Here is a 26620-nt window from a genome sequence, read left to right as displayed (position 1 = left end):
GAAAGTAGCTCGTTAGCCGGCTGCCTTCGGCGACTCCGGCTTCTTCTCGTCGTCTTTCTTTTCTTCCGGCTTCTTCTCTTCGGCTTTCGGTTCTTCAGCCTTCGGTTCTTCCGGTTTCTTCGCGTCGCCCTTGTCCGCTTCCGGCTTCTTGTCCTCGGGCTTTTTATCTTCCACCTTGGGCTCTTCCGGCTTTTTGTCGTCCGGCTTTGGCTCGGCGGGCTTCTTGTCTTCCGGTTTCACATCCTCGGGCTTCTTATCTTCGGGCTTCGCGTCTTCGGTGGTCGTCGCGTCGTTCACGCGGCGGGCATTTTCCAGCAGCTTACGGCCGCGGGGATGCTTTTCCAGCATATTGTTCAGCACGAAGTCGCGCGGGAACGGCTTGTCGAGTTGCCCGAGCAAGCCGTGATAGATTTCGACCGATTCGACGAGTTCTTCGGTTTCCGGATTGGCCATCAGATCGGGATAGTCAGCAAAAATAGCGGCGAACTTTTCCCAAGCCGATTCATATCGCTTCTTATTGGTCTCGAGGTCTTCGCCCACGGCGGCGGTGTCGGCATCGAAGACGGCTTTGCGGGCGGAGAGCATGCGGGGCTCACGCTCGGCTTTGCAGCGTTGCCGCCAGTAATCGAAGTTGACGATGCCGCGATAGATGTTGATGTACTGCAGGTGCTTTTCTTCGGCTTCAAGCAAATCGGCCAGCTGAAACGCACGAACGCGATCAGCGCCTTTCGCTTGGCGAGCGACTTCGATGTCCTTCACGGCCAACTGCTGGTTGCCTGTGTAGCGCAGGCCTTGTTGCTCTGGCGTGAGTTTGTCGTCGGCAGCATCGAGCGCGGCGCGCACATTCTCCGGCAGGGCCGCCTTCCTGTCGGCGATGATTTTTTCGCGCACGCCAACAGCCAGTTTATCGAGCTCTTCGCGGCTGGCTTTGATTCGGGCGCCAACTTCTTCGGCGTCGTTCAAGCGAATGTCGAAGCCGGCCGAAGTCGGCACGCTACGGTTGCCGTAGACGATGTCGCGGAGCTCGGTCGCTTCGCGATTGCCACCGTACCAGGTTTCGGCAGCCATTTCCCAGGCGGTGAGAGCGCGTTCGCCGAAGTAGCCGTCTTTTTCGATGGCTGCGGCGCCGTTGATGAGCGACATCGGACCGCCGCTGTAAAACAGCAACGGCGTCTTGCCGCGGATCGGCCGACCGGAGTTGCGCGCGGCATCGACCGCTTTGTCGTACCACAGACGAGCAACAAGCCAGTTGTCGGGCTTGCTGTCGGCGCCTTTGGCTGCGAACTGATCGACGTCGACGCCGGCGTTGAAGAACTCCTTGTGGAATTCCTTGTCGTCTTTGAACAGCCGGCGGAATTGTTTTGCTTCGTCCGAACGGCCGATCTTCTGTCCCGTGAACCAACCAATCTGATTGAGCAGGCCCGGTTCATCGCGGTTGTATTCGGTTCCCTGCACGAGAAAGCCGATGCCGTTCTTCACCCAGGCGTAGCGATAACGATAGTCGTCGAACTCAACCGAGACGTTGTACGACAGATTGTGAGCCTGAAAATCCCAGACCTCGAGATCGTTGGGTTGCAGACGAATGATCTGTTCGACGGTGGCTTCGAGCTTGTCCCAGTCTTTGAACTTTTTGTATTCGTTGGCTTTGTGCCACAGCCAGCTGACGGCGAGCGGCCGCATGCCGAGCGTGGCAAACTTCATAGTGGCCGAGGCGGGATCGATCTCGCCGAGTTCGGCGGGCGCGAGACCGTTTTCGGCGCGCATGCGCGAGAGCGTGCCGCCGGGCGAACCAACAACCTTGTTGCTGCCGCCTTTGACGCGCGTGAGCGTGGCCGGCTCGCTCAAACGCGAGAGCGGAATGAGGAGCAGTGCGATGGCCGTGATATAGGCAATTTTGCGAACGAGCGATTGATTCTTGATCATCCAGCGATCTCCCGCGACCTCAGGAAGTAATACGCGCCAATGGTCGCGCAGGTGGCATACACCGCAGCCAAGGTCATTTGCTGAAACATGATGGCAGGATAAATATCGATGCCGTTGGCGACGAACTGCGACGAGTCGAACATGGTCAGATCGGGCAGCAGGTACGTCAGGCCGTACATAAAGAACATCAGCGTGCTATCGAAGCCCTTCATGATCGAGAGCGTGAGCCAGTTGACCCCTTCGAGGTCGGTCGTCTGATTTTGCTGCGTCACCAGACGAACGAACGACTCGACCGGACCGCCACCTTGCTCGGCGCCCGTGGCCACCGCGCGAATGAACTGACCGCAGAGCCCCATCACCACGCCCGAGATCGTCGCCAGCAGCGCGATCGGCCCGCTGAGGAACGTGCTGAACATCACGCCAAAGCAAGTGACCAGCAGCATCTGCATCCAGATGCTGAAGTAAGCCTTGCTGAAGTTGAATTCAAAAATGCCATCTTGCGGCCGCAGATAAACGTCGGCTTGAGCCACGCCGAAGTATTGCGACGGCTCGGCGCACTTGATCTCGACTTGAATCTCTCCCTCGGGACTGACCAGATCAAACAGGTCCAGATTCTTCGCGCCGCCGGCCTGCCCCGCGGGGAAGAGGTTGGTGCTGCTGATCGGATGAGGATCGGAGGCGAACTCGACCGATTGAAAGACGATCGGGCCGCTCTGCTTCACCTTGGCTTGCGGATCGGGATTGCGAATGACGATTTCGCCGAGCACGCCGCGCTCGATATTTCCCTTATACGTGCGGAAGACTTGCAAATTGAGTTCCAGCGGCAGCACTTTGGGATAGCGGTCCTTGGTAATGCCGCTGAAGGTCCAAACCGCTTTCGACTTGGTATTAAAACCACCTTCGATGTAGCTGCGATAAGTCCACTCGTCGCCGACATTGATGCCGACCTCGACAGGATTTCCCGCGCGATCGAAGATCTGCAGTTTGCCATAGATCGGCGCCTTGGCTTGCAACATGCCGATGGCGGGGCCGAGCGTGACCTTGCGATCTTTGCCTGTGCCGGTGACGGTCACTTCGTGCGTGTGCCCCATCACCAGGTTGGTGTAAGGCTTCCCTTCGCTGGGAATGATGATTTCGTGCTTGTGGTGATACGTTTCGGAAGTCTCTCCCTTTTCGAGCGTGACTTTCTTGGCGACGTCTTCGCCGGCCGCTTGAAAACTATCGGCCATCACTTCGTGCGAATGCATCAGCCCGCGATAGACGAACGCGTAGCTGACAATGCCCATCGCGATCAGCAGCACGCTGCCGATTCCCATAAAGCCGATGATCCGGCCGAGCACCATTTCGCCCGAACGAACCGGCTTGGTCACCACGGTGTAGATCGTGCGGTTCTTGATGTCGTTGGGAATGCTGAACGTGCTGAGAAACACCGTCATCAACAGCAGCAGGTAGTTCGTCGTCGAAATCACAAAGCTGAGATACAACCGCGCCGGGTTGTTGTTCCGCACATCCAAAAACAGACCGGCAAAGAGCAAAACGAGGATGAACAAGAAGAACGCAATCAGCACGCGATTACGAATGGCCTCCTGCAGCGACAACCGAGCAATGGCCCAAGTGCGGCGGAAGGAAAAGCCCGGCGCATCTTCCTGCAGCGACGTGAGAATCGAGCGAGAAACGAGGTAAAAGGCTTCGCTGGGACCGCGCGTGAACGAGGCGATGACAAACCAAAAGAACGGCCCGAGCACGGCGAGCAAAAAGATGATCACTAGCGCGCCGAGGGCAAAGCCCCAGGTATCGGGGCGCGCCAGAATGAACTCGCTCGGGAAGAGCCATTCGTAAAAGGTGATCAGTTTGTTTTCGAAGGAGAGCATGAGTCAATTCGCAGGTGCGTTTTGGTTGGTATTCGGACCCCACCGAGCTTGCTCGGTGGTGAACTGATTCTGCACCAGCCACGATCCATCTTGAATTTCGCCCCCGCCGACCTTGTGTCGGTGGAGCGGGTGATTCAATCATTCGCTCCACCGGCACGAGGCCGGCGGGGGCGAGGAATGTAAATGACGGTGTGTTGGTGCAAAATCATGGCTCCACCGAGACAAGCTCGGTGGTGGCCGGCGATTATCTTTGTTGGTTGTGGACTACGTATTCCCCACGCGTTTGCCGGGGCGAGCTTCGCTGACGCGAACGATGTCGAGGAAGAGCTCTTCCAGCGACAGCGTGGGCCGCTCGACAGCGAGCAACTCAGTGTTGTGCTTGGCCAGAACCGCACGGAGTTCGGCTTCGCATTCGGGGCTAACGTTGCGAGCGCGGATCTGCGTCACGTCTTGCACCGTGAGGAGCTCGCTCACGCGGCCGAGCTCTTTCAGTTCGCCTTGATGCAAAATGCCGATGCGGTCGCACACGTCTTGCACGTCGGGCAACAAGTGGCTGCTCATGACGATCGTCTTGCCCTGGTCGCGAAGCTTGAGGATGAGGTCCTTCATCTCGCGGGTGCCGATCGGATCCAAACCCGAGGTCGGTTCGTCGAGCAGCAGCAGTTCCGGGTCGTTGATCAGGGCTTGGGCGAGACCGATGCGGCGGGTCATACCCTTCGAATATTCCCGCAGCTGCCGACGGCGAGCCCAGCCGAGGCCGACCATGTTGATCAGCTCTTCGATCCGCTGCTTGCGGACGTCGGTTGGCATGTTGAACAACCGGCCATAGAAGTCGAGCGTTTCTTCGGCGTTGAGGAATTTGTAGAGATACGACTCCTCCGGCAGGTAGCCGATCCGCTCATTCTTGGTCACTTCGGTGGCGTCGTTGCCGAAGACCAGAGCTTTGCCAGCCGTGGGGAAGAGCAAGCCGAGGACCAACTTGATGGTGGTCGACTTCCCCGAACCGTTCGGCCCGAGCAGGCCGAAGATCTCGCCACGGCGGATTTCCAGGTCGAGCGAGTTCAACGCCCGGACTTTTGAGCGGCCCCAGAAATCTTTGTAAACCTTGGTCAGCGTGCGAGTTTCGATCACCACCTCGGTATCGGTGGGTCGGCGTGCTGGAGCAACCGGAGCGGGGGAGGCAGCAGTCATGGTGAAATGCGAGGCGAAAGGGAAAAGTTCGAGATTTTGCAAAAATCGCGTGCTGGCAGCTGCAATCACGCCGGCCGCAAGCCCAGTAGTCTAGCAGCTATCTCCAGCAAGTTGCAGTACTTAAAGTGACAGCGAGAGTGGCGCTAGAACCTGGGAGCCATTACGCTCGCTAGCGGAAGAAAGTTCAAACCGCTCTTGTAATTTTGGCAAAGGCTGGGGTGGTAAGAATTGCAAAACGGTAAGCGGATGAAAACTTGGCGAGGGCGGATGCTCGCCTGAAAAAGACCATAAGTCATTTCTCGTGAAATGGTTGCGATCGATTGTCATGTTCGCGACTTGCCAGTTTCGCGACCGTTTTCCGGTTGCGTGCCCGGTTTGGCACTTACCTTGCAATATACCCTTCCATCGAAAGACAACCCCGGCGCAGGGGTGATTGAGGGAACGAACGGGCTTCGGAACACACGCACTAACGCCAGCCAAACATCTCAGGAGGAGATACTGCATGGAACAAACTCACTGCCGGATGAACGACCGTCAGTGATTCGAGCGAACGAGGCAGCGGCGAGCATCTGGGTAGATTTGCAAACCGCGCACAGACAATTGATCCCCGCCTGAAGGCCGCATGGGAATTCCCGCTCCCGGCGGCCTTTTTTGTTTCTTGTGTGGAGAGCATCGATTGCGCGAGCAATCGATGTCGCGTCAGCGAAAAGAGGCATCCCGTCGCCCACGGCCGTTCTTCGGGCGCTCGATTCCCAATCGATTTCGCCAGGCCAAAAGCCGCCGCGCCGCCACGCGATGCCTCTGATCGCTGGCGCGACACAGGTTGCTAAAGCAATCTGTGCTATCCAACACTTACGGATACGGGTTGTAATACTGCGACCGATCGTTGCGGTCATAAGTCGGGTAGTAACCATCAACCCACGGTTGGGCGAAATTCTGCTGCCGGCCCCAACCCGCGCCAAAGCCGCCACCCGGGAACGGCCCGATCGGTCCATTCGGCGGAAAGCCACCGCCGGGGAAACCGCCACCGGGAAAGCCACCATACACGCCGCCGCCGTAACCAGCGCCGCCGAGCCCGCCGAAGGGTGGGCCCCATTGGTCATACGGCACCGAGTAAGGCCGGTACGGAAACCGCCATTCCTCGTACGGCCGCACTGGATTGCCGTACTCTTCGACAATGTGCATGTTGTCCGCACTGTTGCCGGCTTGGATGGTGCTGCGGAACTGCCGATAACTGCTGCGCTGAAAATCAGGCCGATAGTAATAGTAGTACGGCCCGACCTCGGCATACTGCGTCACGCGTTCGCCGGTCGACCGATCATGCGTGTAATACGAAGGCGCCGTCAGCCAATCGGCCGCAGTAGCAACATTGGCGAGCAAGGCCAGAACGAGAAAAGTGATAAGCGGACGCATGACAATCAATCCAGAAGAGAGCTTGATGAGCCAACTTCCACACTAATTGCGATGTAAAAAATACCTAGCGCCTGTAGCCAAAGTGAATCATGACAGCCCTGGAGCAGGCAGGTTGTAACGATTCTCCCGTCTTTACTTCTGCATTCTGCCTTCTCACTTCTGCATACGCCTCAAACCGCCACCGGCGCCGAGATATGCGGATGCGGCTCATAGTTCTCCAGCGTGAAATCCTCGAACTTGAAATCAAAGATCGACTTCACGGCGGGATTGAGCTTCATCGTCGGCAACGGCCGTGCCTCACGCGATAGTTGCAGCTGAGCTTGTTCGACGTGGTTGTTGTAGAGATGTGCATCGCCGAAGGTGTGAACGAAATCGCCGGGCTGCAAATCGGTGACTTGGGCGACCATCATTGTGAGCAGCGCGTACGACGCGATATTAAACGGCACACCGAGGAAGACATCAGCCGAGCGCTGATAGAGCTGGCAACTCAACTTTCCATCGGCCACGTAGAACTGGAACAACAAGTGACACGGCGGGAGCGCCATTTGTTCGATCTGGGCCACGTTCCACGCGCTCACGATCAGCCGGCGCGAATCGGGGCTGCGGCGGATCATCTCGATGACTTGCGAAATCTGATCGATCTGGCCGCCATCGGCCTTTGGCCAGCTGCGCCACTGATGGCCATACACAGGCCCGAGCTCGCCGTTTTCGTCGGCCCATTCGTCCCAAATGCGAACCTTGTTTTCTTTCAGGTACGCGATGTTCGTATTCCCCTGCAGGAACCACAGCAACTCGTGAATGATCGACCGCAGGTGCAGCTTTTTCGTGGTAACCAGCGGAAAGCCAGCCGACAAATCGAACCGCATCTGATGGCCGAAAATGCTCCGCGTGCCGGTGCCGGTCCGGTCGGTTTTCGGCGTGCCGTGATCGAGAATCAACCGCAATAGTTCGAGATAGTTCTGCATCGCGGTATTTTAGCGGACTCGCTCTGTCGCGACAGTCGTCGATCGCTCCGGTGATCGATGAGTGAACGTCACCGTCTGCACCAAGTTCGGTGAACTAACTTTCGCCTTCTTTCATCGATCGCAGGAGCGATCGACGACTTTACTTCCCCCGCCCCGTGATCGGATACAGCGGATCCTGATGTCCCTTGCCGGTATGTTCGCCGGGCGGCACGAGGCTGTCGACGAACTTTTCGTCCTCTGCCGTGATCTCAACATTCAAGCAACCGAGGTTGTCGTCGAATTGTTCCATCGTGCGCGGACCGAGGATGATCGAAGTTAAAATCGGATTGGCCAGGCACCACGCCAGCGCGAAGTGCGACAACGCGCAACCTTTCTTCGCACAATAGTCGTTCATTTGCGCGGCGACTTCCAAACTATCATCGCGCAGCTCGGCTTGACGCATCCGCACGTCGTTGCGAGCAGCCCGGCTTCCTTCGGGGAACGCTTCGCCCAGTTTGTACTTGCCGCTGAGAATGCCGCGGGCCAGCGGGCTGTAGCTCACCACACCCAAGCCGTGCTCCTTGCAGAGCGGCAGCAGTTCGACTTCGATGTCACGATTCACCAGGTTGTAAAGGGGCTGCACGCAGGCGAAGCGATGCAGGTTGTGCTTGTCGCTGGCCCACAGAGCTTCGCACACTCGCCAAGCGCGGAAGTTCGAACAGGCCAGATAATGCACCTTGCCGCTCTTCACCATGTCGTCGAGCGCCCGCATCGTTTCGTCGATGGGCGTGCTGTAGTCGGGCGTATGGACGTAATAAAGGTCGACGAAATCGGTGCCCAGGCGTTTCAAACTCGCATCGAGCTCGCGCATCAGATGCACGCGACTCGCGCCATGATCGTTGGGTCCTTCGCCGGTCTTGTTGCGCCCCTTGGTCGCGAGCACCACGCGATCGCGCTTGCCGGCGATTGCCTTGCCGACGACCGTCTCCGAACCACCGGCCGAATACATGTTGGCCGTGTCGATGAAGTTGATTCCCAGATCGATGCCCTTGTGCATGATCCGGATGGAATCAGCTTCGCTGGTTGGCCCGCCGAACATCATCGTGCCGAGACAGAGATTGGAAACGCGAATGCCGGAACGGCCTAGTTGTTTGTAGGTAATGGGCATGGGAGTGGTGGCGAGGGACGGGAGGCGAGAGTCGAGAGTCGAGAGAAAAATGCGAGAGCTATTTGGGTTGTTGCACGCGGTACAAGTTCTTCTCGGTGCGAATGAATAGGGCGCCATCGCCAACGGCGTAGGACGATAAGTTGCGTTCCGTCGTGAATCCGGTTTCGATTGGTTTCTCGAACGTGGTGCCGGGTTTGAGGACGTAGGCTTTGCCGGCTTCGCTTTGCAGGTAAATCTTGTCATCGGCATAAACGAGCGACGACGAGTAGTTGCCGCCGATGCGTTCTTGCCAATGCTGTTCACCGGTCAGAGCGTCGACGCAGGTTGCGACTCCGCTGTCGGAAACCATGTACAGTTCCTTGCCGAGGATTAGAAGCGACGGCGTGTGGGGCGCGCCCTTCTTGAGTGTCCATTCGACGTGCGACTCGGTCACGTCGCCGCGGCCATCCGGACGAATGGCCATCACCATAGGGCTGTCATAACTGGTGCTGATGTAGACCAAGCCGTGCGCGAACAGGGGCTTGGGAATGACCGAATAACCGCCGTGCTTCACATGCCAGATGTCTTCGCCGGTATTCGGATCGAGCGCGTTGACGATTCCGGCGCCAACGCTGATGACTTGCTGCTTGCCGTTGACGCTGATGACGGTCGGCGTGCAAAAGGCAAACGTCTTTTTCGGTTCGCCGGGGCGAGCAAACTTCCACTTGATCTTGCCGGTGTCGGCTTCGAGGGCGACGACGAACGGATCCTTACCGCCGTCGCAACTAAAGACAATCCCGCCATCGACCAGCACCGGCGTGCAGCCGTTGCCGTGAACCGGCGCGTAACTCAGCTCGCGCGTCGACCACAGAATCTTGCCATCAAGATCGAGGCACGCCGTGCCTTGATGGCCGAAGTGGACGAAGACTCGGTTGCTATCGACCAGCGGCGTGGGACTGGCATGGCTGTTCTTGGCGTGAATCTTCGGCGCCGTCTTACCGTCCTGCACAAAGATTTCGTTGTCCCACAACATCAGGCCGGTCTTGGCATCGACGCACATGGCCCGCAGTGACAAATCGCCGCTGCCTTCCTCTGCTCCTTCGCGCGGCACGGCAGAAGTCAGATACAACTTGCCGTGCCACAGCACCGGCGACGACCAACCCTTGCCGGGGATCTCGAGTTTCCAAGCCACGTTCTGCTGTTTGCCGTCGACCTCTGCGCCCCATTCGCTGGGCAAGCCGCACTCGGTGGAAATGCCATCGCCATTGCCGCCGCGAAACTGCGGCCAATCTTCGGCGTGCAAAATGTTCACCGCGCAGATCGCCAGGACCATGGCAAGGCAACGAGCAAGATTTAGCAACATCTGGCGGGCTCCAACAGGCGGGAAGATGGCAGGCGGGTGTGGGAAGCATTCTAGCAACAAATTACCACAGGCGCATATTGTTACCTATTGGCCACTGGCTTCAGTCGGTGGGTTCCAATATCGAGAGAAATCGGCTTTAGCCATCGCAATACGTCACAGCCGTGAGCAGAGTGAATGGCTAAAGCCGAAGACGTTGTTGGCATCTCACCACCGACTGAAGCCGGTGGCTAAGAGGCACGAACACAGATACAACTAGCCTGACTATTTTCACTCAATCGGCCTCATTCCATCGAATCGACGATGCCTTCAAACACCTCTCCCCTCCTGCTCGTCACCGGCGCTACTGGCAAAGTGGGCCAGCAATTCTGCGAAACGCTGCTGCAATCTCCCGCCCATCAAAACTGGCGGATTCGCGCGCTGACTCACAACCGCCAATTGCCGGCGCACGCACGCGTGGAATCGGTGCGCGGTTCCATCGCCGATCGAGCTGTTGTCGACAAGGCGATGCAAGGCGTGACGCACGTGCTGCACCTCGCCACGTGCAAAGAAACGCCCGAGGACGTGATGGACGTCACCGTGAAGGGGCTGTTTTGGTTGCTCGAAGCGGCCCGGCAGAGTGCGGACTTCCAACAGTTCGTACTGATCGGCGGCGATGCTGCCATGGGGCATTTTGTGTATCCCCATCCGCTGCCGGTCACCGAAGAGCAAACGCACAGCGCGTACAAAGGTTGTTACGCGCTGTCGAAGGTGCTCGAGGAAGTAATGCTCGAGCAGTTTCAAATTCAATACGATCTGAACTCCTGCTGCCTTCGCGCGCCGTGGATCATGGAGAAGGACGATTTCAAATATCAGCTGAGCTTTGGCGACGATGTCTTCGGCGGGCCGCGGTGGCGGGATCTGGTCGGCGCCGAAAAAGCCGATCAGTACGTGAAAGAAGGTCGCGTGCCGGTGATGCTCGATCCGGCCGGTGAACCTGTGCAGCGGAACTTTGTCCATGTCAGTGATCTGGTCAGCGCGATTCTCGCGGCGCTCGATCATCCGAAAGCAGAGAAGCAGACGTTCAACATCTGCTGCGACGAGCCGGTTGATTATCGAAAAGTTGCCGAGCATTTGCAGCAGACGCGGGGCATTCCCTCGGTCGATGTCGGCACGCCGTATTACTCGACCTGGCTCGACAATGCGAAGGCCAAGTTCCTGCTCGGCTGGCGGCCGCAGTATGATTACCGCCGGCTGATCGACGCGGCTTACGATTATCAACGCCCCGCGAGCGATCCACGCAAGATCTGGTATCCGGGCTAAGCACGCCGGAGGGAATGGACAAATCTGGAATGAAGCTGCTCGACCAAATTCTCGTGATCGATGTCGAATCGACCTGCTGGCAGGGTTATCCGCCGCCGGGTCAGAGCAGCGAGATCATCGAGGTCGGGCTCTGCCCGGTCGATGCCAAGAAGCTCGAGCGAGTCGAGAAGCGGAGCCTGCTCATCAAGCCGGTGCGGAGCAAGATCAGCGAGTTCTGCACGAAGCTAACGACGCTCAACGACGAGCATTTTCGCACGGCGGGAACGCTCGCCGATGCGGTCGGCATTTTGAAAAAAGAATATCGCTCGCACGACCGGCTCTGGGCCAGCTGGGGCGACTACGACCGGCGGCAGTTCGAGCGAGTGTGCCGCGAACAGACCGTGCCCTACCCATTTGGCGTCGGCCATCTGAATATCAAGACGCTCTTTGCCGTCGCCTATGGTGACAACGGTGGGATCGGCCTCGATGAAGCCTGCGAGCGAATCGGCATGCCGCTAGAAGGAACGCACCACCGCGGTCACGATGATGCCTGGAATATCGCAGCCATCTTGTGCCACTTACTGCGAAAGATTCGCGTGTAAGGGACTTCCCGGTCCCGCCGAGCCGCGACGGTGGACTAATGATGTCTGGTGGCGACTGCTTTCGACCGGCGCGGCTCGGCAGGAGCCTCGCCCTCCCGAAGCTACTTCTTGACGATGTCTTTCATCTTTGGTTCGAGATAAGCCACCGTGCTCGCCATGCTGGCGAGATGGCCGTAATCTTCTTCCGGAATCTGGACGCGGTGGCGCTTGCGGAGCTCCATCACGATGTCGAGAAAATCCATGCTGTCGAGCTCTAGCTGCTCGCGGAACGGCTTGTCGTCGACCACGCCGCTGAGATCTTCATCGGGAGCGATGTCGGAGAGAATATCGAGGATTTCGTCGCGAATTTCAGCGTTCGTCATTACAGACCCAACCAGGCAAAGACATTCGAGAGGATCGGCAGCCAAACGACCGATTGTAGCGAATCGCGTGCCGTTGGCGAGGGTATGGGCTGGGGCCGAGGTAAGGCAATTGCCAGTTGCCCGTGAACCTTTTTCCCCGACTGCGGTCTATTTCTCTGTTCCCCGAGAGAAACGCCCCAGCACTGACGTCGGCGCGAGGCTCGCGTGCGACCGATGGGTTGGTTGCGAGCGGTCTTCGCCGCTTGTCTGCCTGGGACCCAATTCCAGGGGCCCCATGGTGCGGTCATTGGCTTGGTTTTCAGTTTGTTCTGCGAATCACGTCAAACCAGCGCCGCACTCGTCTGCCGGCCGCAGATAATTCTCACCCCACAAAAACCGCTTCGGCGGTTTGCGAGTGTATTGAGTCCCGCCCCGCTGCTTTGTCCCCTCCGGATAGAAGCAGCGGGGCGGCTTTTTTTGATGCACCGGTTTTCAGCGCTGCAGCGGCAACTCGCGCGTGTTTTTGATTTCACCGCGGATCAATTGGCTCCCCGCCCCCATCAAGCGGAGATACCAATCCGATGGCAGGCCGTCGTAGGTTTGAAACTTGCCCGGCGACGGCGGCTCGTTGGTCACTTTAAAAATCGCCGTGGCTTCATCAACCTCGTCAAACATCGCTACATACGCCATGTCGATTTCGAGATTGGCCACCGTGTGAAACTGCCGCCAGAAGAAATCGCCGCCGAGGCGCGGAATGGTTTGATTCGCGGCAGCGGCTCCCTTGAGATTCGTCCAACCAAAGCCCGGATAAACGACCGGCAGGTATTTCATGCCCGCTTGCTTCGCGGCGGCGAGATCGTCTTTCCAGTAATCGGTCGCCGCGTGTTTCGCGCCGTCGACTCGCTGCGTATTGCCGACGTTCCAGGGACTGATCACGTCGAACCGCCGAAAAACTTTTCCCCACTCGGCATCCTTCTCGCGTCGCCAATACCACTGACTGCCACCAACCAGCACCACGCGATCGTTGTCTGGGCCTTTCAAACCATCGATCAACCGATTGGCGATCTCGGCGGAAAAGCGGTCGCTGAAAAAGCCCCAGACAAACAGCACCGGTTTGCCGTTGTGATGAAGATAATTCTTATCGGCGGTGATCTTGTCTTCTGAAACCAACCTCTGCCAATCGGCGAGTAGCGTCTCCGTCATCTTTTCGGCGGAAGCGCCCGATAGGTCATAACACATGGCGTAAGTGCGGCCGGTCTTGGCGGCCGCGGCGCGTACATTCTTGAGGACCAGCGCACTCGATGGCTTGCGCGCTTCCACCAGAAACCGCTGCAGAAACACACCATCAATCCCGTACTCGCGCATCCATTCGAAATGTCGCTCGACGGTCATGGCGTGCACGCTGCTGAAGAGCTCGGCCGGCTTGCTATCGGGATAGGTGAAGCCCGGCACGGCGAACTTTTCTTCGGCTGTGTATTCCGTCAGGTCAGGCCACATCTCGAACGTTAGCGATTCCGTGGTCAGTCGCCGTGAGTTACGACTCCAATGCCGCCATCCTTCGCCGGATTCATCGCCATCGCAGCGAAACCAACCTTGATAGCCGCAGAGTATTTTTTGGTGAAGCGTCGTCGCGTCGATCACAGCCTGTGGATCTGCGGCGTGAGTCTGTCCGGCCAATAACGCCAACGAGAGAAAGCAGAAGAGCAGCGTGATGCGCATGATTTCAGCAACCTGTATCGAAGGACAAGACGAACGCAGCCGCAATCTAACCGAACGCAATCTTATAGAGCGCGAATCCAATGCATCCCACGCCGCCGACAATGCGCACGATCGCCAACATTTGCCCCATGCCGCCGGTCATCGCGTTGCCGTATTTATCGTGAGCGACGCCGGTCATCAGCTCGCGAATTCCCCAGCCTCCCAGCAGCGCGCCGAGCGCCAAGAAAATCAAACCCAACACGAGCGGGTGTTCGTTCAGCCACTGATTGATTTCTTCATTTCGCGCCAACAGTAGTGTCATTTGCCACATGTTCGCCTCGCCTGAGCGTTGTGCTTACTTCTTGCTGGATCAATTCGCACCGTTGCAAATGTCACTTGGAATCGATCAGGAATATAAACGGTGGCCCAGCAAATAACGACAACGTTAGCCAGAGCAGCGAATAACGAGTGTGATTCGCCAAATTTCGTCAACTGGCAGCGGACCGCAAATCTAGCGTGGCAACTCCGGGCGGGATTAGAATGGTTGAGACAGTGGGCTGCAGTTAACGAGGGACTCTCCGATGAATCACTTCCGTCGCGCTTGTGCCCAGGTTCTGCAACTGGCAATGGTGATCGCGTTCACTGCCTGCCTGACCAGTGGAGTTGCCGCTGGTGAGTTGGACGTGAAGTTCAAGGGCGCGCGGCAGAAGATTCTAAACGAGCTACGATCGAACAAGCCCGAGATCCGCGCCGCCGCTATCGCCAAGTTGCGCGATTATCCTGTCGCCGATTGCGCCGATCTGCTGCTCACGCAAGGCGCACTCTCGAGCTTCCCCGATGTCTCGCTCGGCTGTCAGCAAACCTTGCAATCGTTTGCCGACTCCGAAGCCGTCGGCAAATTTCTGGTGACGAGCGCCACGTCCGATTTCAAACTGCGAAAGGCCGATCCCAGCACGAAGGTGAAGCTGGAAGTTCTCTTTGCCTCGACCGTTCCCTCAGTCCGCACCGGCTTGGCCGAGGTTGTCGATCTGGCCGGGCAATCGCCAGCTGGCTTGCTGATTGTCGCCAATGTCGTTGATGAGCTCGGCGATTCGAGAAATCCCGAGCATGGCAAGATTCTGCTGCAGGTTCACAAGTTGCCCCTCTTTTCCGGCCACTCTGGTTTGCGTCGCGCACTGATTCAAGCTCTGTGCAAACTCAACGACAAAGAAGCGGTGACGCAACTCGTCGAGATGCAAGAAACGGCTCGCGGAGAAATGCGGGCCGACATTGATCGCCGGCTATTGCAGCTGAGCGGTTTGAGCCCGATGGATCGGCCCGATCTGGCCGCCTGGTGGAAAGACAAGCAAGCGACCTTCGTCTTTCCCGAAGGGCCCGTGAAGCCCAATGAGTATGCAGCCAAGGCCGGTCAACCGTCCTACTATGGCTTGCCACTGTACGGCTCGAAGATCGTGTTCATCGCCGATTACTCCGGCAGTATGTCGGGCCCGAAACTCGCGGCCGCCCAGCGCGAACTGACGACCACGATTTCGCAACTTCCCGGCGACGTGACTTTCAACGTTATCGCGTTCCACTCCGAAGTCTTCGTCTGGAAACGCGAACTCCAAGCCGTCACGCCCCAATCGCGCGAAGCGGCGACGAAGTTTGTCGCCTCCGGCCAGGCGGCGGCGATGACCAATTCGTACGAAGCGCTGCACACCGCGCTGCAGCAAGATTGCGACGCGATCTACTTTCTGACCGATGGCTCGCCGACGGTCGGCAAAATCACCAATCCGCGGCAAATCGTCGAGGTGATCACCAGTCTCAACCGCGTCCGCCGGGCCACGATCCACTGCATCGGCATCGGCGCCGACGGTGGATTCAGCACGTTCCTCGAAGAACTGGCCGCTAAAAACTTCGGGGCTTATCGGGCGATTAATTAGCAAGTTGCCGGGAGCTCGCGAACTCGCAGTAACAGTTCGCCAAAGAGGGTGATATACTTGCCTCGCTCACTTATCTTGCCTCTTTTCGGCCCTGGTTGCTCATCGCGGACCGTATATGCCCATTGATGTTACCTGCGGGAAATGCCACACCCGCTTTCAAGTCAGCGAAAAATACGCCGGCAAAAAAGGGCCCTGCCCGAAGTGCAAAACCATCATCACCGTCCCCACGCTCTCGGAGCAGGTGGTGGTGCATGCGCCGGAAATGTCCGGCCCGAAGGACAGCAAGGGGCAGTCGGTCCTCAAGCCGATCTCGCGCACCGAAACCAAACTCTCCCGGCCGATGATCATCGGCATCGTGGGGAGCATTGTGCTCGTCCTCATTGTGTCGCTAGTGCTGCGGGTTGTTTTCAAAAATGGTTCCACGCCGCTGCTGCTACAGATCCTCGGCGCCTTCCTGCTCGCGCCGCCGCTGTCGTACGCCGCGTACCACTTTTTGCGCAATGACGAGTTCGCCCCCTTCTCGCGGCAGGAACTCCTCCTGCGGCTCATCGCGCCGTCGCTGGTCTATCCGGCTATCTGGGGTTTGTACTGGTACGTCATGGCGTACTTGATGGACGCCTTTCAAGTGTCGCCGACCAACGGCTTTCTCTTTGTCTTTGCGATTCCCGTCGTCGTCGTCATCGGCGCCTTCTGCGCCAATGCCAGCCTCGATCTCGAGTTCGGCCAGGGAGCGATTCACTACTGCGTGTTCCTAGTCACCACGATAATCCTGCGTGGCATGTTGGGAATGAACCCGTATTGGAACGCGCCGGAAACCACGAAGCCGAAGTTGCCACCCAAGGGCCAGCCGAAGAAAGTGGTGATGGTGGAAGAACCGTACCGGGTGCTGGCGGAACTGCGAACGAAGGCGACATGATTAACGCGCGAGTAACTACCGAAAATGGACATCAAGTCCACCTCGCCAGTGAAATTCAGCTGGGAAGAGATTCTTTGCTGAACAAGAGCGGCCCAGTCTGAGCGAGTAGCGCAGCATCAAAACGGATTGACTAGGCTAATGCCATCAATCGTACGCGGCGCTCCCATGTCCTCTGTGTACAACGTGGTGATGCCGGCGGATTGGCAAGCAGCCAGAATCATGCTGTCCCAGTGTGACAAGCTATATTTTTCGGAGAGGGCCAACGAGCGATCGATTATGTCCGCTCTGGGAAATACCAAAGGAAAAAGCAATCGATACGTTTGGATGTGCTGTACAAATTTGGCGTGATCGATTTTGCCCGCCGATTTCCACTTCCGAAGTTGCTGCAAGAATTCGGCAATGACTTGCCATGGCAGCAAAGTGGGGACTGGGCCTCGAGCCAACTGCTGAAGTAGCTGTTGGGCTTTCAGCTGTTTGATCGGCTCGTTCACGTCTACCGAATAAATCAGGATATTCGTATCAACGCCGTTCATGCAGCTGATCGCGCGTCAGACGATCTCCGCCGGAGTCAATTGGTGACTCTTTCCACAATCGCTGAACAGACTCCCAGGCTTGAGCACGTTCTTCGTCTGTTGGTGTGTCAACTGATTCGATAACGACTCGGACTTGCGACTGAGGTAGCAACCGCAATGGTTCGTGCGGCTTCAGCACGCCGTCTTCGTAAGTCGCCAGAAAGGTCTGAGTCATGTGTTGGTTCCTGGGATCAACCGTTCACTGCATTTTATCGCGTTCTGGGATCCCAGGCACCGTAGAATCTGCGAAATATCCTGCCCTACTTCTGTTCCTTCAGCGTCAGCCAGCTCACCACGCCCAGGGCGAGCGCGCAGATGATCATCACAATGTCCATCATGATGTAGGCGCGGCGAAACATCATGGCGGGAAGGGCCAGGTCGAGAATGAACAGGATCGCGACGAGGACGGCGACGACCATCCCGGCGATACACAATACCTTTGGCATTCCCGACTTCCCTACTTCTGCAAAGCTGCAAACTCATGGCGAAGGGCCCGCCAGCAGACTTGTTGCAAACGCAGACAATCCGCCGGTCGGGTCCTAGTATAATTCCAGCCGCCGCGAAGTCACCTGCGCGCGGGCGGCTGAAACCGCTCGGAACAAGCCACAAAATGTCGCTCAAAACGGACCATTCTGCAATGGTCATACAACCGTGATTATATCTACCCGCGAAAATTTCCGTCGCCAGATGCCGATTGCCCGGCGGTTCGCCTATTTCGACCATGCCGCCGTGGGGCCGTTGCCGGAGCCCACCCAGGCCGCGATTGCCCGCTGGCTGCAGCAGGCGACCGAGCTGGGAGACACCGTTTGGCCCGAATGGAACCGGCAGGTCGAACAAGGCCGAACCCACGCCGCAGCCATGATCGGGGCCGAAACCGCCGAAATCGCCCTCCTGCCGAATACTACGGCGGGGATCAACTACATCGCTCAGGGCCTGCCGTGGCAGGTGGGGGATAATGTCGTCACCCTGGCCAACGAGTTTCCGTCGAATGTCTATCCCTGGCAGAACCTAGCCCCGTTGGGCGTCGAATGCCGGTTGGTCGACGCGCCGGGAGGAATCGTCGATCTCAATCGCCTCGAAGCCGCGATCGACGAGCGGACGAGAATTCTCTCCGTGAGTTGGGTCGGCTATGCCAGCGGCTATCGCCTCGATCTCGATCAGGTTGCTGAGCTTTGTCGGCGGAGGAATGTTCTCTTCTTCCTCGATGCGATTCAGGGACTCGGCGTCTATCCGCTCGATGTCCGCCGCACGCACGTCGACTTTCTCGCCGCCGATGGTCACAAGTGGCTGTTGGGTCCTGAAGGCGCCGGCGTGATGTTCATGCGGCGGGAACATCTCGATCTGATTCGCCCAGTGCACGTCGGCTGGAACAGTGTGCAGCGACAATACGACTTTGCCAATCTCGATTTTCAACTCAGGCCAGTCGCTGCGCGCTACGAAGGTGGTTCGACGAACATGGTCGGCCAGATCGGCTTCGCGGCGAGTCTGGCCATGTTTCGCGAACTGGGCGTCACTCCGCAGGCGTCACCAGTTGGCGCTGAAGTGGATGCCATTAGTGCTCATGCCCGCCATGAATTACGCAAGAGCAACGCGGAGATCTTGAGCGCGGAAGTAGCGGGGCACGGTTCAGGCATCATTACCTTCAACATGCCTGGCAGCGAACCAATGCAGTTGCGCGAGAAACTTCTCGCCGCCGACGTGGTTGTCAGTTGCCGTGGCGGCGGAGTGCGAATTAGTCTGCACGGGTACAACAACCTCGACGATGTGTCGAGGTTGCTGGAAGTGATCCAAGCTTAATAGTGTATGCGAGTCACTAAGTGACTCACCTACAGCTAGACTCGGCTGCGGCTTTGTTGCCGCGAGAAGTGCGGAGCCCGCAGATGATGCGTACCGAAGGTCGTATCGACCGGTGCTGCCGGCGGTGCACTGACGTACGCACTCTTCGGCGCGAGCGAACCATGGCTGGTTTCGTAGCTGCGACCACTCCGCTCATCGGCTTGATAGAAGGCGAGGAGCGAGAAACTTTCGCTGGCGACGAACTCTTGCGTGGCCGCGGCAACTTGCGTGGCGCGATAGCTGCGGCGCCAGGTACCGGCATTCACGTAGGTTTGGTTCAGCACATAACCATCAGCATGGCTCGCATCGAGCGGAATGGCTTCGTGGTTGTGCGTGTGACCATACACGATGTGCCGGGCGCGGCGGTTCCGCAAATCGGCTTCGGCGAGAGCGTGAGCGACGTACGATTCGCTGCTGGCGCCGCGGAGTTCGCTTTGCCAGGCCAGCGTGCGGTTCATCCACTGCGACGAATCGCGCTTGCTGAACTTCAAAGCGCCGGCGAGACCATCGATCACATCGGCTGGCGTCCAGCGGCTGTGATGACGAATGACTTCGAGTTGGAGCAGATCGTCGACCAGGTTGTCCCACTGTCGCTTAACGATGTTGCGAATGGCCAGCTGCGGCACGTGCCGTTCGAGCGTGCATTCGATCCAATTGGCAGCCAGCAACGTTGGCCGGATTTGATCGACCTCTTGTATGGCAGCCATTGCAGCGGGAGTGATGTCGCCGCGGAGTTCGGCTTCGATCCGTTGCAGGAAGCGCGCGATCAGTTCAATGGCGAGCGCGTCGCCGATGCTGCTGGCCGCCCGATCGTCGGAGAAGCTCAGTGGATCAAAAATGTCGCCGTGGCGAGCGAGCACGCGATGACGACGGAGGGCATCGGCGAGTTCTTCGCTTTCAGCCGCTTCGTGCGGGAACGGTTTGTTGTGCGGACTGGCCAGGCCCAGGTGATGAGCGACCTTGTGACGGAGCAAGTCGTAGCTAGCGCCGGGCAAGTGCAACGGCCAATCGTGATTGCCCACCATGTAGTGGGTGCGAACCGCGACCGGCATTTCTTCGTGATGCGAAAGCGGTTTGCCATCGCTGCCGGCAAGCGGCACGGTGACGATCCCTTCGGTCGCGAGAGCCCGCAGCTGGCGAATGATCTCGACGTTCTTGCGAAGGATTTCGCTGGTAATGCCGCTAACCATTTCGACGCCGGCGGGGGAATGCAGATCGCTCCACGGCCGGACGTCGCTGGAGAGCCAGCGCTGCGAACGGATGATGTCGAGCACGTCGCCTAGCAGGACGAGGTCGACACGTTGAATGGGTTGATAGCTACCATCGGCCCGCCAGCACGCACGGTAAGCCAGATCGCAAACGCGGTCGGTAAGCAACTCCGCAGCGCCCGCATCGAGCAACGCGCCGGTGGTACCATCGTTCAAGTGCAAGTCGCTAACGATGACGAGCATGGCAAATCCCTCTGCGCAATCCAAATTGGGGGCGGACTATCGAGCTTGGCGTTAGCATCGGCAATCGACGCTAACGAACGTGAGGAATGTTCCGGAAAAAGAGAATGGGAAAGTGGCGGAAGGATTGCGGGCGGTGATAGCGAGCGATGATATGAGTAGCCAGCATCGGATCGATTCGATTTGGGAGCGCCGCAGGTAACCACTGAACCCTGACGAGCGCCTCACGGAGTGCAATTTCTTCTGAGTCCCTACACCACCGACGGCCGATTCGGCGACCAATATTCTATCGCAGCCGCGTCGAACCGCTGTTCAAGTGCCTCGAGCCCTTCACGCACTTTGAACTCGCGCTCAGCCGACGTGATCGGGAGTAGCCAAAGCACATGCAGATGCCAGTCCGGCAAGTTGCAGATTTCCAACTGCGGACCAAATGGGTAGGGCAACGAAACCAGGAAGAAGTCACACTTCGAACCGGGTAGCCAAGACTCACCGATGGGCAAGGTATGACCAGTGCCCAGGCCTCTATTGCCGTGATACCACGCGGTCATGAACAGGAGTTCGACGTGCCGCTGGTCTTGGTCGGGCGCCGCAATCATGAACTCAAGTCGCGGTTCAGCGCGGACTTCCCAGGCTCCGACCGTTACGTAAGTCCACAAGCGGGACTGCGGTCCTGGAGCAAATTCCAGGACGAATAGCCTCGGCAACTCGTCTAGCGCCGGCCCGAGCGTCCAGACATGTTCGTCACATGAGTGGCCGGCGAAGAACCGGCGCAAATGTTCGCGAATGACCTCTCTCGGTTCGATCATCTCCATGCTGGACAATAATAGGACTATCAGTGTGCCCGCACCATGCTTTCCCTCCCCGGCATCCCCTTCCCACGTGTCTTATCCAAATTCTCGCACCAATTCGACTGTTAGGCTGCAACTGATTACGCGGTAATGCTTTGCGACAAAAAAACTAATCTTGACTGGTTAGGTCGCGCCGCTATAATGCCCACGACAGGAAAGGTTGGTAAGCCTGGAAAGGTTAGCCGTTCCTGTGATTTGCAGTAAGCGAGTCAACTGTAACGGCTACGGTTCTGGCGTAGTTTGCCAAGGGCAGCTGTTCAGTCAAACGGAGTCATCACCGGCGCATGATGCAGCGGCTCGTTCGAGTCGTCGCGGAAGCGGGGAGCCCTCTGCCGAGGTCAACCAGCCGGTCTAACCATCGTAAGGGAAGGATGGTTCACAGCCATGTCATTGAAGACGGTGTTCACCACGGGCGAGGCCGCCAAGATCTGTAAGGTGAGCCAGCAAACGATCATTCGCTGCTTCGACAACGGCGCCCTCAAGGGCTTCCGCGTGCCGGGCAGCCGCTTTCGCCGCATTCCGCGCAATGAACTGTTCAACTTCATGCGCGACAACGGCATTCCGACCGACGCCCTGGAGAGCGGCAAACGCAAGCTGCTCGTCGTCGACGACGACGTGGAACTGAGCGAACTCCTCCGCGACTCGTTCCTCCGCGACGGCCGCTTCGAGGTGAAGGTCGCCAATAACGGCTTCGATGCCGGCATGATGGTCAAGGAATTTCTGCCGGACATCGTGGTGCTCGACATCATGCTGCCGGACATCAACGGCAAAGAAGTCTGCCAACGCATTCGCAGCGATAGCACGCTGGAATCGGTGAAGGTCATCTGCATCAGCGGTATGATCGAGCAAGACAAGGTCGCCGATCTGAAAGCCGCCGGCGCCGACGACTTCATGCAAAAGCCGTTCACTGTCGAGAAGCTGCTCGACCGCGTGTGCGACATGCTCGAAATGGAACGAGCGGCCAACGCTTAGTCTATTTGCGTTAGCAAATATTTCTTACTCCCTCGCCCCGTACCCGGGGAGAGGGTTGGGGTGAGGGGCCGTGCCGCCGATTGATGCTGACATTCAATCCCGCTTTGCCCAAGATCTCGAGCGCGAAAAGCTCGCCTCCCTCAAGCAGTTTGCCTACGGCTTGAGTCACGAGATCAATAACCCGCTCACCAATATCTCGATGCGGGCGCAATCGCTGCTTGCCAGCGAAAAAGACGCCGATCGCCGTCGCGCGCTCGAAGCCATCAACGCCCAGGCCTTTCGCGCCTTCGAGATGCTGGCCGATCTCATGCTCTTTGCCCACCCGCCGCAGCCGAATGTGACGGCCTTTGATGCGGCAGAACTGCTGCGAGAAGTCGTCGCGCAGCAAGCGGCCACCGCCAAAGAACAGCAGACCAAATTGCACCTGGCCGAAGTCCCAGCCGATCTGCCGCTGCTCTCTGCCGATCGAACGCAAATCGCTGCCGCACTCGCGGCGCTGATCAAGAACGCGCTCGAAGCACTACGCACCAGCGGCGAAATTCAACTCGTCGCGGCAGCCAGCGGTGAGCATTTCGAATTCACCGTCAGCGACAACGGCCCGGGTATTTCACCGGAAGTGCGCCGTCACTTGTTCGACCCGTTCTTCTCTGGCCGCGAAGCAGGCCGCGGGCTAGGCCTCGGCTTGTGCAAGGCCTGGCGAATCGCCGAGTTGCATCAGGGCGAGATCACAGTCGAAAGTGAACGAGGCAGTGGCGCCCGTTTCACACTGCGAGTTAAGTCGTTGAAATAACGGCCAGCACCTGACCGATCGTCAGCCGTTCTTCAGGCCCAACACAACGTTGCACCAATCGGCCCGTCGCCGGCGCTTCGAGATCGACGCAGATTTCTCCGGCGACTACTTCCAGCAAGCGATCGCCTTGCACGACACGTGCCCCTTTCTCGGCAAGCCAAGAACAGGCGAGTACTGGGACATCGCCCAGGTCGAGATCGGCCAGAATAAGTGAAATTTGCGACATGCGGCGGCTTGTACCGTCGGCGAGCTGTTTTGGTCAAGGTTACTTCGGCCACACTCCCTCAACGATCGGCAGCAACTTTAGTTTCGCCGGCTCGAGTGTAACGTGCTTCACGCGCTGCCGTTTCCAGGTGTAAGTGATATGCACCAAGCCATCCGAAGTTTGGATGACGGCGGGATACGAGTACTCGCCCGGCTGCGTTTCAAGCACGGCAGCGGCTTGCCAGGTTTTGCCGTCGTCGGTCGAGACGGCGACGTTGAGCGGGCTGCGACCCTTTTGCGTGTGATTATAGACGAGCAAATGACGGCCATCGCTAAGCGTCACACCATCGATGCCAGAGTTGGGATTTACGAGATCCATCGGCTCAAGTTTGCTCCACGTTGCGCCGTTGTCGGTCGAGGTCGCTTGCAGAATTTTGCCGGGAGTGCGCGTGCGGCAGAGAATCGTCAGGCCGGACTTTGTCTGCAGGATGGTCGGCTGAATGGCGTGCTGCGTCATGCCGTCGCACAGCGGCTCGGTCTTCTGCCACGTGCGGCCGCCGTCCTTCGTTGATTCGATATGCACCTGCCAACCTTTGTGCTCGGTGCTGCTCGGGCACAGCAACGTGCCGTCCTTCAGCAACACTGGCTTGTCTTTGATCGGCCCAAGGATTCCCTCCGGCAGTTTTTCCGGCTCGCTCCACGTCTGCCCCTGATCGCTGCTGCGAATCAACATGCCCCACCATTTACTCGGACTTGGGCCGACCTTGTAGAACAGCAGCAACTCACCTTTGCGCGCAGTCGTGGCAGGCATGTCGAACAGCACGGGATTCCAACACGGCAACTGCTTTTCTTCTTCATCCTTGCCGTTGGCAACTTCAACCGGTTTGCTCCAGCCGACTTTTGTCTGCTTTGAAAACCAAATGCCGACGTCATTCGCTCCCTCTTTCGTGCCGCCAAACCAAGCCGCAACCAAGCCATCCTTCGTTTCTGCAATCGTCGATGCATGGCACTGCGGGTGCGGTGGCTCGGTGTAGATGAATTCTTCCGCAACGACACCGGCTGGGAGATCGGCGGCGGAACTGACGCTGCACCAGGCGAGACAAATGGCTGCCAGCAGAAATCGATGCATGATTTGAATCCGCAGAGAATGGATGAATTGGCGAACCGGATTGTACACAGTCGCCTTTCGCTCCGCGAAAGGACGCGTCTTTCCATTTTCGAGGCGAGTGGAACGTGGCTCGACACGCGACCGAGCGAAGACGCGCCTTTCACGGAGTGAAAGGCGACTGTGCTCCGCGAAAGGAGTTGAACTGCTAGAATCAAGCACTCATCCAATCATCGCCCTGTGATTTACTCCATGTCTGACTTTGTCAAAACCGTTGCCGTCAACTCACTCTCCGATCCAGGCCGCGAGTTGCTCGAGATCGAAGATCGCGTCGTGGTGCTGATTCACGTCGGCGGAGAGTTCTTTTGCATCGACGACGTTTGCACGCACGACGGCGGGCCGTTGAGCGACGGCCGCCTCGATGATCATACGATTGCTTGCCCGCGCCACGGTGCGAAGTTCGACATTCGCAACGGCAAGGCCCTGACGATGCCGGCGACCGAAGACACCGCGGCGCATCAGGTGGAAGTGCGCGACGGTTGGGTGTGGGTAAAGCTGCGGCCGGAATAGAACCGCGTAGGCCGGACCAATGGTCCGGCCAAGAATCGGGTACCAAGCCGATCTAGCTCCAGTCGCGGCATTGATCGGACCAATGGTCCGGCCAACGAAGGAGCAACTAAACCATGATCCCGCTGATCGCATCCCCCTTCGATAGCGCGAAGGGCCGGCCGACCTGATCATGTTCTTCGCGGTGCGGGTCGATGCCCAGCAGGTGATAAATGGTCGCAACGAAATCGGCGGGCGTGGTCGGCGATTCGGCTGGGTACGCGCCGATCTTGTCGCTCTTGCCGTAGACTTCGCCCGGTTTGATGCCGGCGCCGGCGAACAGCACGGTGTACACATCGGGCCAGTGTTCGCGGCCGGCGTTCTTGAGCGTTACCTTCGGCGAACGGCCAAATTCACCGGCGACGATGACGAGCGTTTCGTCGAGTTCGCCCGTTTGCTTCAGATCGGTCATCAGGGCATGAAACGCCCGATCGAAGGGCGGGATCAAATAGTCCTTCAGTGCCGAGAAGTTGTTCCAGTGTGTGTCCCAAGCAAAGCCGTCGCTCCCTTGTGACCGTTGCCAATTGCATTGCACAAGTCGCGTGCCGGCTTGCAACAACCGCCGGCCGAGGAAGACCGACTGGCCGAAAAGATTCCGGCCGTAGCGTTCGCGATCGGCAGCATCGGCTTTCGAAAGATCGACCGCTTTTCGCACCGCATCGCTGCTGACGACATCGAGCGCGCGAGATTGATTGGCGCGGAGGGCTTGAGCCTGTGCGCTGTTGTGCAGCGATTCGATTTGTGTATCGAGTTGATCGACGAGCTTTAAACGGCGACGCGCGACATCGGCGGGCAAATTTGGCGCGAGCGGAATTTGCTCGAGCTTGTAGTTGTCATCGTTCGGATCGCCGCCTGGCAGCAGCGGATCGTACTTCGAACCGAGCATGCCGGCGAACTGACCGACACGGCGACCGCCGGCAACATCCATCCGCTGCGGCACGAGCGCCCACGGCAGGAGCGAACCTTGCGGCGCGACCTTGGCAATGACGCTGCCGAGGTGCGGCATGTCGGCGCGGGTCATGTTGTCGGCTTCGGGGACGCCGCCGAGAAACGGATAGCCCGTGAACATCCAGTACGAGCCGCGGGCATGATCGTTGTGCGTGTGATGCATCGAGCGAACGAGGGCAACCTCGTGCATCCACTTCGATGTGAGTGGCAAATGCTCGCCGATCCGGTAGCCGCCGTTCGACGATTGAATGGTGCTGAACTCGCCGCGAATATCGGCCGGGGCATCCGGCTTGGGATCGAACGTGTCGTGCTGCGGCGGGCCGCCCGACAGGTAGAGCATGATGCAACGTTTGGCGATGCCGAACGACTTCGGCTGACCGGCTGCGCGGGCGATCGGCGAACCAAGCAACTGCGGCAGCGCAACGCCGCCGGCCAGCAAACCGCCGATGCGGATCATTTCGCGGCGGCTTACGTGTTCGCCCGGATAGGCAGCAGGGCCGATCAGTCGCAGCATGGCGGGATCCTGTGGAAGGTGGGGATCGTGAATTCAGGCGGGATGACTATCGTAGGCGGGAATCAGCGTGACATCCATTACTGGCTCTTGATATATTAACGCTAACGAAATCATCGGCTGGCCGCAAGATTTATCTGCAGTCGGTTTTAGTCTCGTGATGAGACTCAA

Annotated in this window: 26 protein-coding genes; 8 read left to right on the top strand and 18 right to left on the bottom strand. The window is 58.3% G+C overall.

Translation table 11 applies throughout. The features are described from left to right. Positions 1 to 12: 12 nt before the first annotated feature. From M9Q49_RS03335 to M9Q49_RS03305, 7 genes are all read right to left on the bottom strand, one after another. Positions 13 to 1923, bottom strand: coding sequence for a hypothetical protein (locus tag M9Q49_RS03335; RefSeq protein ID WP_254507232.1), 1911 nt, complete (start codon positions 1921 to 1923; stop codon positions 13 to 15). Continuing rightward, entirely contained in the window at positions 1920 to 3794 is a 1875-nt protein-coding gene (locus M9Q49_RS03330; protein WP_254507231.1) for an ABC transporter permease, read from the bottom strand. The genes M9Q49_RS03335 and M9Q49_RS03330 overlap by 4 nt, the downstream gene beginning before the upstream one ends. A 264-nt stretch (positions 3795 to 4058) precedes the next feature. Beyond that, on the bottom strand, positions 4059 to 4985 hold the full coding sequence (locus tag M9Q49_RS03325; protein WP_254507230.1) for an ABC transporter ATP-binding protein: 927 nt from the start codon (positions 4983 to 4985) through the stop codon (positions 4059 to 4061). An 852-nt stretch (positions 4986 to 5837) separates the two neighbouring features. Further along, on the bottom strand, positions 5838 to 6398 hold the full coding sequence (locus M9Q49_RS03320; RefSeq protein ID WP_254507229.1) for a hypothetical protein: 561 nt from the start codon (positions 6396 to 6398) through the stop codon (positions 5838 to 5840). 170 nt (positions 6399 to 6568) lie between these two features. Further along, the gene (locus M9Q49_RS03315) at positions 6569 to 7363 is read right to left on the bottom strand and encodes a thymidylate synthase (RefSeq protein ID WP_254507228.1); all 795 of its coding nucleotides are present in this window, start codon (positions 7361 to 7363) and stop codon (positions 6569 to 6571) included. Positions 7364 to 7502: 139 nt separating this feature from the next. Then, entirely contained in the window at positions 7503 to 8510 is a 1008-nt protein-coding gene (locus M9Q49_RS03310) for an aldo/keto reductase (protein WP_254507227.1), read from the bottom strand. A 58-nt stretch (positions 8511 to 8568) separates the two neighbouring features. Beyond that, positions 8569 to 9852 carry a PQQ-binding-like beta-propeller repeat protein gene (locus M9Q49_RS03305; protein ID WP_254507226.1) on the bottom strand — a complete coding sequence of 428 codons (1284 nt, stop codon included), beginning with the start codon at positions 9850 to 9852 and terminating at the stop codon, positions 8569 to 8571. A 300-nt stretch (positions 9853 to 10152) separates the two neighbouring features. Between M9Q49_RS03305 and M9Q49_RS03300 the strand changes: the two genes are divergently transcribed. Beyond that, positions 10153 to 11151, top strand: a complete 999-nt coding sequence (locus M9Q49_RS03300; protein ID WP_254507225.1) for an NAD-dependent epimerase/dehydratase family protein — start codon at positions 10153 to 10155, stop codon at positions 11149 to 11151. Between the two features lie 29 nt (positions 11152 to 11180). Continuing rightward, positions 11181 to 11732, top strand: coding sequence for a 3'-5' exonuclease (locus M9Q49_RS03295; RefSeq protein WP_254507224.1), 552 nt, complete (start codon positions 11181 to 11183; stop codon positions 11730 to 11732). Positions 11733 to 11833: 101 nt separating this feature from the next. On the opposite strand, the gene M9Q49_RS03290 is transcribed toward M9Q49_RS03295, so the two are convergent. The 3 genes from M9Q49_RS03290 to M9Q49_RS03280 all read right to left on the bottom strand — a co-directional run bounded on the left by M9Q49_RS03290 (position 11834) and on the right by M9Q49_RS03280 (position 14093). Then, positions 11834 to 12094, bottom strand: coding sequence for an acyl carrier protein (locus tag M9Q49_RS03290; protein WP_254507223.1), 261 nt, complete (start codon positions 12092 to 12094; stop codon positions 11834 to 11836). 471 nt (positions 12095 to 12565) lie between these two features. Continuing rightward, positions 12566 to 13792 (bottom strand): glycoside hydrolase family 71/99-like protein, encoded by a 1227-nt coding sequence (locus tag M9Q49_RS03285; protein WP_254507222.1) that lies wholly within the window; start codon positions 13790 to 13792, stop codon positions 12566 to 12568. Positions 13793 to 13838: 46 nt separating this feature from the next. Then, positions 13839 to 14093, bottom strand: a complete 255-nt coding sequence (locus tag M9Q49_RS03280) for a hypothetical protein (RefSeq protein WP_254507221.1) — start codon at positions 14091 to 14093, stop codon at positions 13839 to 13841. A 259-nt stretch (positions 14094 to 14352) separates the two neighbouring features. Between M9Q49_RS03280 and M9Q49_RS03275 the strand changes: the two genes are divergently transcribed. Together M9Q49_RS03275 and M9Q49_RS03270 are read left to right on the top strand one after the other, a co-directional pair. After that, the gene (locus tag M9Q49_RS03275; RefSeq protein ID WP_254507220.1) at positions 14353 to 15693 is read left to right on the top strand and encodes a VWA domain-containing protein; all 1341 of its coding nucleotides are present in this window, start codon (positions 14353 to 14355) and stop codon (positions 15691 to 15693) included. Between the two features lie 115 nt (positions 15694 to 15808). Continuing rightward, positions 15809 to 16609 (top strand): hypothetical protein, encoded by an 801-nt coding sequence (locus M9Q49_RS03270; protein ID WP_254507219.1) that lies wholly within the window; start codon positions 15809 to 15811, stop codon positions 16607 to 16609. A 116-nt stretch (positions 16610 to 16725) separates the two neighbouring features. Here M9Q49_RS03270 and M9Q49_RS03265 read toward each other — a convergent pair whose 3' ends face one another. The 3 genes from M9Q49_RS03265 to M9Q49_RS03255 form a co-directional block, all read right to left on the bottom strand. Continuing rightward, a complete protein-coding gene (locus M9Q49_RS03265) occupies positions 16726 to 17142 on the bottom strand; it encodes a PIN domain-containing protein (RefSeq protein ID WP_254507218.1) in 417 nt (138 codons plus the stop codon). After that, positions 17129 to 17356: an antitoxin family protein gene (locus M9Q49_RS03260; RefSeq protein ID WP_254507217.1), complete on the bottom strand. Its 228-nt coding sequence runs from the start codon at positions 17354 to 17356 to the stop codon at positions 17129 to 17131. The genes M9Q49_RS03265 and M9Q49_RS03260 overlap by 14 nt, the downstream gene beginning before the upstream one ends. 85 nt (positions 17357 to 17441) lie before the next feature. Then, positions 17442 to 17627 carry a hypothetical protein gene (locus tag M9Q49_RS03255; RefSeq protein WP_254507216.1) on the bottom strand — a complete coding sequence of 62 codons (186 nt, stop codon included), beginning with the start codon at positions 17625 to 17627 and terminating at the stop codon, positions 17442 to 17444. Between the two features lie 205 nt (positions 17628 to 17832). On the opposite strand from M9Q49_RS03255, the gene M9Q49_RS03250 reads away from it, so the two are divergent. Beyond that, positions 17833 to 18978, top strand: a complete 1146-nt coding sequence (locus M9Q49_RS03250; RefSeq protein WP_254507215.1) for an aminotransferase class V-fold PLP-dependent enzyme — start codon at positions 17833 to 17835, stop codon at positions 18976 to 18978. 35 nt (positions 18979 to 19013) lie between these two features. On the opposite strand, the gene M9Q49_RS03245 is transcribed toward M9Q49_RS03250, so the two are convergent. Together M9Q49_RS03245 and M9Q49_RS03240 are read right to left on the bottom strand one after the other, a co-directional pair. Further along, a complete protein-coding gene (locus M9Q49_RS03245) occupies positions 19014 to 20468 on the bottom strand; it encodes a hypothetical protein (RefSeq protein WP_254507214.1) in 1455 nt (484 codons plus the stop codon). Positions 20469 to 20716: 248 nt separating this feature from the next. Further along, positions 20717 to 21271: a suppressor of fused domain protein gene (locus M9Q49_RS03240; RefSeq protein ID WP_254507213.1), complete on the bottom strand. Its 555-nt coding sequence runs from the start codon at positions 21269 to 21271 to the stop codon at positions 20717 to 20719. A 426-nt stretch (positions 21272 to 21697) separates the two neighbouring features. Between M9Q49_RS03240 and M9Q49_RS03235 the strand changes: the two genes are divergently transcribed. Then, the gene (locus M9Q49_RS03235; RefSeq protein WP_254507212.1) at positions 21698 to 22285 is read left to right on the top strand and encodes a response regulator; all 588 of its coding nucleotides are present in this window, start codon (positions 21698 to 21700) and stop codon (positions 22283 to 22285) included. A 70-nt stretch (positions 22286 to 22355) separates the two neighbouring features. Next, on the top strand, positions 22356 to 23075 hold the full coding sequence (locus M9Q49_RS03230) for a sensor histidine kinase (protein WP_254507211.1): 720 nt from the start codon (positions 22356 to 22358) through the stop codon (positions 23073 to 23075). Here M9Q49_RS03230 and M9Q49_RS03225 read toward each other — a convergent pair. Both M9Q49_RS03225 and M9Q49_RS03220 read right to left on the bottom strand, forming a co-directional pair. Next, positions 23059 to 23301 carry a lipoyl domain-containing protein gene (locus M9Q49_RS03225; RefSeq protein ID WP_254507210.1) on the bottom strand — a complete coding sequence of 81 codons (243 nt, stop codon included), beginning with the start codon at positions 23299 to 23301 and terminating at the stop codon, positions 23059 to 23061. The genes M9Q49_RS03230 and M9Q49_RS03225 overlap by 17 nt on opposite strands. Before the next feature lie 39 nt (positions 23302 to 23340). Then, positions 23341 to 24408: a sialidase family protein gene (locus tag M9Q49_RS03220; RefSeq protein WP_254507209.1), complete on the bottom strand. Its 1068-nt coding sequence runs from the start codon at positions 24406 to 24408 to the stop codon at positions 23341 to 23343. 228 nt (positions 24409 to 24636) lie between these two features. On the opposite strand from M9Q49_RS03220, the gene M9Q49_RS03215 reads away from it, so the two are divergent. Continuing rightward, positions 24637 to 24954, top strand: coding sequence for a non-heme iron oxygenase ferredoxin subunit (locus tag M9Q49_RS03215; RefSeq protein WP_254507208.1), 318 nt, complete (start codon positions 24637 to 24639; stop codon positions 24952 to 24954). Positions 24955 to 25060: 106 nt separating this feature from the next. Here M9Q49_RS03215 and M9Q49_RS03210 read toward each other — a convergent pair whose 3' ends face one another. Next, the gene (locus M9Q49_RS03210; protein WP_254507207.1) at positions 25061 to 26452 is read right to left on the bottom strand and encodes a DUF1501 domain-containing protein; all 1392 of its coding nucleotides are present in this window, start codon (positions 26450 to 26452) and stop codon (positions 25061 to 25063) included. Positions 26453 to 26620: the final 168 nt, after the last annotated feature.

The organism is Anatilimnocola floriformis (assembly GCF_024256385.1).
Classification (GTDB): Bacteria; Planctomycetota; Planctomycetia; order Pirellulales; family Pirellulaceae; genus Anatilimnocola; species Anatilimnocola floriformis.
Note: the sequence above shows the minus strand (reverse complement) of the source record. Positions and strands in the feature narration are given on the sequence as shown.

Bases quoted from the DNA above. Each gene is read 5' to 3' on its own strand.
- M9Q49_RS03335 (WP_254507232.1), bottom strand. From the start codon at position 1,923: ATGATCAAGAATCAATCGCTCGTTCGCAAAATTGCCTATATCACGGCC.
- M9Q49_RS03330 (WP_254507231.1), bottom strand. From the start codon at position 3,794: ATGCTCTCCTTCGAAAACAAACTGATCACCTTTTACGAATGGCTCTTC.
- M9Q49_RS03325 (WP_254507230.1), bottom strand. From the start codon at position 4,985: ATGACTGCTGCCTCCCCCGCTCCGGTTGCTCCAGCACGCCGACCCACC.
- M9Q49_RS03320 (WP_254507229.1), bottom strand. From the start codon at position 6,398: ATGCGTCCGCTTATCACTTTTCTCGTTCTGGCCTTGCTCGCCAATGTT.
- M9Q49_RS03315 (WP_254507228.1), bottom strand. From the start codon at position 7,363: ATGCAGAACTATCTCGAACTATTGCGGTTGATTCTCGATCACGGCACG.
- M9Q49_RS03310 (WP_254507227.1), bottom strand. From the start codon at position 8,510: ATGCCCATTACCTACAAACAACTAGGCCGTTCCGGCATTCGCGTTTCC.
- M9Q49_RS03305 (WP_254507226.1), bottom strand. From the start codon at position 9,852: ATGTTGCTAAATCTTGCTCGTTGCCTTGCCATGGTCCTGGCGATCTGC.
- M9Q49_RS03300 (WP_254507225.1), top strand. From the start codon at position 10,153: ATGCCTTCAAACACCTCTCCCCTCCTGCTCGTCACCGGCGCTACTGGC.
- M9Q49_RS03295 (WP_254507224.1), top strand. From the start codon at position 11,181: ATGAAGCTGCTCGACCAAATTCTCGTGATCGATGTCGAATCGACCTGC.
- M9Q49_RS03290 (WP_254507223.1), bottom strand. From the start codon at position 12,094: ATGACGAACGCTGAAATTCGCGACGAAATCCTCGATATTCTCTCCGAC.
- M9Q49_RS03285 (WP_254507222.1), bottom strand. From the start codon at position 13,792: ATGCGCATCACGCTGCTCTTCTGCTTTCTCTCGTTGGCGTTATTGGCC.
- M9Q49_RS03280 (WP_254507221.1), bottom strand. From the start codon at position 14,093: ATGACACTACTGTTGGCGCGAAATGAAGAAATCAATCAGTGGCTGAAC.
- M9Q49_RS03275 (WP_254507220.1), top strand. From the start codon at position 14,353: ATGAATCACTTCCGTCGCGCTTGTGCCCAGGTTCTGCAACTGGCAATG.
- M9Q49_RS03270 (WP_254507219.1), top strand. From the start codon at position 15,809: ATGCCCATTGATGTTACCTGCGGGAAATGCCACACCCGCTTTCAAGTC.
- M9Q49_RS03265 (WP_254507218.1), bottom strand. From the start codon at position 17,142: ATGAACGGCGTTGATACGAATATCCTGATTTATTCGGTAGACGTGAAC.
- M9Q49_RS03260 (WP_254507217.1), bottom strand. From the start codon at position 17,356: ATGACTCAGACCTTTCTGGCGACTTACGAAGACGGCGTGCTGAAGCCG.
- M9Q49_RS03255 (WP_254507216.1), bottom strand. From the start codon at position 17,627: ATGCCAAAGGTATTGTGTATCGCCGGGATGGTCGTCGCCGTCCTCGTC.
- M9Q49_RS03245 (WP_254507214.1), bottom strand. From the start codon at position 20,468: ATGCTCGTCATCGTTAGCGACTTGCACTTGAACGATGGTACCACCGGC.
- M9Q49_RS03240 (WP_254507213.1), bottom strand. From the start codon at position 21,271: ATGATCGAACCGAGAGAGGTCATTCGCGAACATTTGCGCCGGTTCTTC.
- M9Q49_RS03235 (WP_254507212.1), top strand. From the start codon at position 21,698: ATGTCATTGAAGACGGTGTTCACCACGGGCGAGGCCGCCAAGATCTGT.
- M9Q49_RS03225 (WP_254507210.1), bottom strand. From the start codon at position 23,301: ATGTCGCAAATTTCACTTATTCTGGCCGATCTCGACCTGGGCGATGTC.
- M9Q49_RS03220 (WP_254507209.1), bottom strand. From the start codon at position 24,408: ATGCATCGATTTCTGCTGGCAGCCATTTGTCTCGCCTGGTGCAGCGTC.
- M9Q49_RS03215 (WP_254507208.1), top strand. From the start codon at position 24,637: ATGTCTGACTTTGTCAAAACCGTTGCCGTCAACTCACTCTCCGATCCA.
- M9Q49_RS03210 (WP_254507207.1), bottom strand. From the start codon at position 26,452: ATGCTGCGACTGATCGGCCCTGCTGCCTATCCGGGCGAACACGTAAGC.